The 2678-nt window shown below is 31.9% G+C and carries 4 protein-coding genes; all 4 read right to left on the bottom strand.

Annotated features, from left to right (window positions below):
- The coding region (locus tag J6Y29_05045) for an elongation factor P (GenBank protein ID MBP5427237.1) at positions 1 to 147 on the bottom strand (147 nt) is incomplete at its 3' end.
- Between the two features lie 111 nt (positions 148 to 258).
- Entirely contained in the window at positions 259 to 1257 is a 999-nt protein-coding gene (locus J6Y29_05040; protein ID MBP5427236.1) for a DMT family transporter, read from the bottom strand.
- A gap of 112 nt (positions 1258 to 1369) precedes the next feature.
- Entirely contained in the window at positions 1370 to 1756 is a 387-nt protein-coding gene (locus J6Y29_05035; GenBank protein MBP5427235.1) for a hypothetical protein, read from the bottom strand.
- A gap of 63 nt (positions 1757 to 1819) precedes the next feature.
- Entirely contained in the window at positions 1820 to 2611 is a 792-nt protein-coding gene (locus J6Y29_05030; protein MBP5427234.1) for a 1-acyl-sn-glycerol-3-phosphate acyltransferase, read from the bottom strand.
- Positions 2612 to 2678: the final 67 nt, after the last annotated feature.

Raw genomic sequence — 2678 nt, 5'->3', positions numbered from 1 at the left:
TGAACCTGTTTTTAAGTTCTTCATTTTTGTTTTTAAGATAGCAGCACCTTTACCTGGTTTAACATGCATAAAGTCTAATACTACCCATGGATCGCCATCGATTAATAATGTTAATCCAGTTTTGAAATCGCCTGCTTCAATCGCCATAATAATTTACCTCTTAAATAAAATTTAATCCTTTTGTATTTTATAAGAAAATACGGATTAGTCAACCAATATATGAAAAAATGGGCATTTTTTGCCCAATTTTTGCCATTTTTACCCAACAAAGGATAGCATTATAATTCCCGCAAAAATAACTGCAATGAATATATATTGTAACCAGCTGAGTTTCTCTTTTAAGAAAATTCTAGAAAGAATGAACGAAACAATAACTGTTCCTGCGCCTAAAATAACAGCCGCAATTCCTTCGCCTTCAGAAAGCGCAAATAAGTAAGTGGCTTGGCCTATTGTTTCAAATATTGCTGCTAAAATTTTCCATTTTTGGCTTAGAATCTTTTGCCATATATTTTCTTTAACAACTACTGCTTGTCCATTTGCGTCTACTTCAACATTTTCTTCACCTTTATTCTTAATTGAGAATAATTTTTCTCCTTTAGCTTTTAAGAAGATTAAAATTCCCATAGAAATGAGGAAGAAAGTAAATTCATAAGCACAGTTTGCAGTATGCTCTAAGTTTTCTTCAGTAACGTTAATAAGTAAAGTAGTATCGACACTATCAGTATAGAAAATATCTAAGAATGTACCAACTGCATCTAAAAGCATGTAACAAAATGGCATTGCAATAGCCCAAACAGCTAAAGTCTTGCCGAGTCTTTTATTGCGATCTTCTTTACCTTTTTTATCAAAGAATCCAATACAAAGAATACCAACAGCAACAACTACTATTGCAGCAATAGCTAATGGTTCAAATTCTTCATGCAAGAAAATTGCGCATAAAATTGGAACAATTGCTCCTGATGTATTTTCAATTGGATCTGAAATAGATTCTTGAATAAATCTAACTCCAAAATAAGAGCAAGTCATTGATACGATATAGCATAAAGCAACAGGTAAATATCTAACTAGGTTTATAGGAAAACTAGCTAAATCAACATCTTGAGTAAATAAAATGACAGTTGCGTAGATGCCCATGAAAATACCTACAAATACAGTAGTCTTTAAATGAGAATATTTTTCCTTCTCTAAGCTACCTTTTTTATAGAATATTTCTGCAATACCCCATGCTAATGTTGAAACTATTAAAAAAGCCCACATGCGAATATCATAAAGATTTTTATATTATTTTGCATTTACTTTTTAATATTTTTTAAAAGTCAAAAATAAAAACAGCTTTTCTGCTGTTCTTATTAAAGTATCTTAATATTTATTAATTTTTATCAGCGTATGATACTTTGAAATGTCCACTATGTTTAGTACCGACAAATTTAAATTCGTATTTACTCGCATCTGCGTTTACTGTGAATGCTGTGATTTCAGTATCTTTATCGAAGTTACCAGAATAAATCTCTTTATCGTTATTAGTATCTTTAATTGTAAACGCCAATGTGCCATCTGTTGATTTAATGTCTACAGAGATTGTTTGTGCTTTAGCAAACTCTCTTTTATATGTACATGTCCCATCAAAAGAATGATATTCCTTTGTAAAACCAGTTTTTGTCTCGTTAGAAATGCAAGCAATAAATGTTCCACCATCACATCCGGTAAAGCCAAACATTAATGGTAATACTAGTAATCTTAATGATTTTGTTTTCATAATAATACCCCTTAAATAAACCATGGGTATTATATATAAAAACCCTTGCTAAAGCAAGGGATTTTATTCTATCTCTGGGGTGTTATTTTCCATCATTCTCTTCACTGATTGATAACATGCTTCAGATAATTCTCTGATAGCATTTGCTTTTGTCAAACTTTGGTTAGGATAAATTGGTCTACCTACTTCAATAGTCACGCAAGGAGCACCATGTCTTTTCCATAATTTGAATAAACCTTTAGGAGGTCTATATGAAATAGCTAACGGGAACACAGGTTTATTACATTTAACCGCGTAGTAAAATGCACCAGGCATAAACGGACGTACATCTTGATAGAAATAGAACATACTGCCTTCAGGATAGAAATGTACCATTTTTTTATCATTAAGCGCTCTTTCAATATCATCGTTGAATTTATGCATAGCTTCGATATTATTTGTATCTGGAATTGGAATAGATCCAACAACTCTCATCATCTTTCCTAAATTGGAATTATGATTATCTTTCCAAACAGTCATGTATCCTCTTTTTGGGCCCATAGCAGCTCTAACACAAATATAGTCCCATTCAAAAACATGATTACAAACTGTAATGCAACCATTGTCGAAAGCTTTTCTATATTGAATCAATCTAGATTTTCCTTTGATTTTTAAGCCATATCGAAAATAGTTTGCAGGGAACACAATAAGAATCATAACAATTTGTACCAAGACTTGGACTACTCTAAACCAGAAGCCCTTATTATAATAAGGAAACTTGCCATCGAGTGCGATATCTCTGACTTGTTTAGGGCTTATCATGTGTGCATGCAAATCTTCAGGATAATCGAAGTATAAGCCATGCTTGTATTTCATAATATGCTAAAAAATCCCCTTTTCTTCAACAACATCATTGTCTTGTATTAATTGTATAACAATTCTG

It is taken from the genome of Clostridiales bacterium (genome assembly GCA_017961515.1).
Taxonomy (GTDB): Bacteria; Bacillota; Clostridia; order Acetivibrionales; family RGIG10202; genus RGIG10202.
The sequence above is the reverse complement of the archived record's forward strand: the minus strand, read 5'-3'. Positions and strand labels throughout refer to the sequence as shown.

What these genes read in the sequence shown, in the direction of transcription:
- J6Y29_05040 (MBP5427236.1), bottom strand. Translation starts at nt 1,257, where the DNA reads ATGTGGGCTTTTTTAATAGTTTCAACATTAGCATGGGGTATTGCAGAA.
- J6Y29_05035 (MBP5427235.1), bottom strand. Translation starts at nt 1,756, where the DNA reads ATGAAAACAAAATCATTAAGATTACTAGTATTACCATTAATGTTTGGC.
- J6Y29_05030 (MBP5427234.1), bottom strand. Translation starts at nt 2,611, where the DNA reads ATGAAATACAAGCATGGCTTATACTTCGATTATCCTGAAGATTTGCAT.